Here is an 881-nt window from a genome sequence, read left to right as displayed (position 1 = left end):
GCCGGCTTCTTCTTGCTTGGCATAGATGCTCCTTTCCAACATGCTATGCCTCAAACACAAAATTCCTGACAGGCTCCACTGGCGGCGTGCCAAGATCGGCAGGCGCTTTCGATTGTTTTTTCGGTTTGACTCCAAGACCAAAATCATCATCTTTGCTTGGGTGAACGACGAGCACACCTTGCGCTCATCCGGCGCCAAGACCGACCCTTACGTGGTCTTCCAGAAAATGCTCAAGTCCGGCAATCCTCCAGATGACTGGGATGCATTGTTGGCTTGCTCAAAAGCCGACTGGAAGAAATAAAGTGCACGCACAAGAACAGGACTGCAGCGCTGAAATGATGGCTGTTCGACAAGCGCTCATCGAAGGTGAAGCCAGCGGCGAACCGAAGAAATTCGATATCGCCGCGTTCAAACAAAGAATGCTGGCTAGGCAATACACCCACAACTCCGAAGAATTGGGCACATCAACCAGCGAAGACGTTCATCGAGCCCTCAGCCACCACTGACCCACAGGCCACCGGATCGCCGATGCGCCCGACGGCCTGACCTTCGGCAAACACACTGGTACTGCCCTCCGCCAGTACGCTGGCGTGACAGGCGGGACCACAGCAGTGAGTTCCCCAGGCATCCCCCACCCGATGCACCGCGATGCCATTGATGAACACCGAGGCGGCAGCGGAGCTACTCGGGCGTGCCGGGAAACAGCCATGGCCGGTGCATTGATCACCCAGGCGCGTGATCGCCGGCATGACCGCCTCCTTAAATGAAGCCTTCAGTTCAAATCAATCCGGGGTGCAGTCAGCCGCGCGCCCTGATCGCTGAGTTCCAGTCGAGTGGTAATCCCCCCGAAATCCAGCGCTCCGAGAAGTAGAGCTATGCGG

Annotated in this window: 2 protein-coding genes and 1 pseudogene; 2 read left to right on the top strand and 1 reads right to left on the bottom strand. The window is 57.0% G+C overall.

The window, feature by feature from the left end; genetic code table 11:
* Positions 1-76 precede the first annotated feature (76 nt).
* Positions 77-301, top strand: a pseudogene (locus ACK4TH_RS12375) (type II toxin-antitoxin system YhaV family toxin); the annotation flags it as partial.
* Positions 252-506, top strand: coding sequence for a type II toxin-antitoxin system ParD family antitoxin (locus tag ACK4TH_RS12370; RefSeq protein WP_409626883.1), 255 nt, complete (start codon positions 252-254; stop codon positions 504-506). The pseudogene ACK4TH_RS12375 and the gene ACK4TH_RS12370, both read left to right, overlap by 50 nt.
* On the opposite strand, the gene ACK4TH_RS12365 is transcribed toward ACK4TH_RS12370, so the two are convergent.
* A complete protein-coding gene (locus ACK4TH_RS12365) occupies positions 465-749 on the bottom strand; it encodes a PAAR domain-containing protein (protein ID WP_409626881.1) in 285 nt (94 codons plus the stop codon). The genes ACK4TH_RS12370 and ACK4TH_RS12365 overlap by 42 nt on opposite strands.
* Positions 750-881 lie beyond the last annotated feature (132 nt).

The organism is Tepidimonas sp. (assembly GCF_046292505.1).
Classification (GTDB): domain Bacteria; phylum Pseudomonadota; class Gammaproteobacteria; order Burkholderiales; family Burkholderiaceae_C; genus Tepidimonas.
This window is presented reverse-complemented; position numbering and strand designations above follow the sequence as displayed.

Bases quoted from the DNA above. Each gene is read 5' to 3' on its own strand.
- ACK4TH_RS12370 (WP_409626883.1), top strand. From the start codon at position 252: ATGACTGGGATGCATTGTTGGCTTGCTCAAAAGCCGACTGGAAGAAAT.
- ACK4TH_RS12365 (WP_409626881.1), bottom strand. From the start codon at position 749: ATGCCGGCGATCACGCGCCTGGGTGATCAATGCACCGGCCATGGCTGT.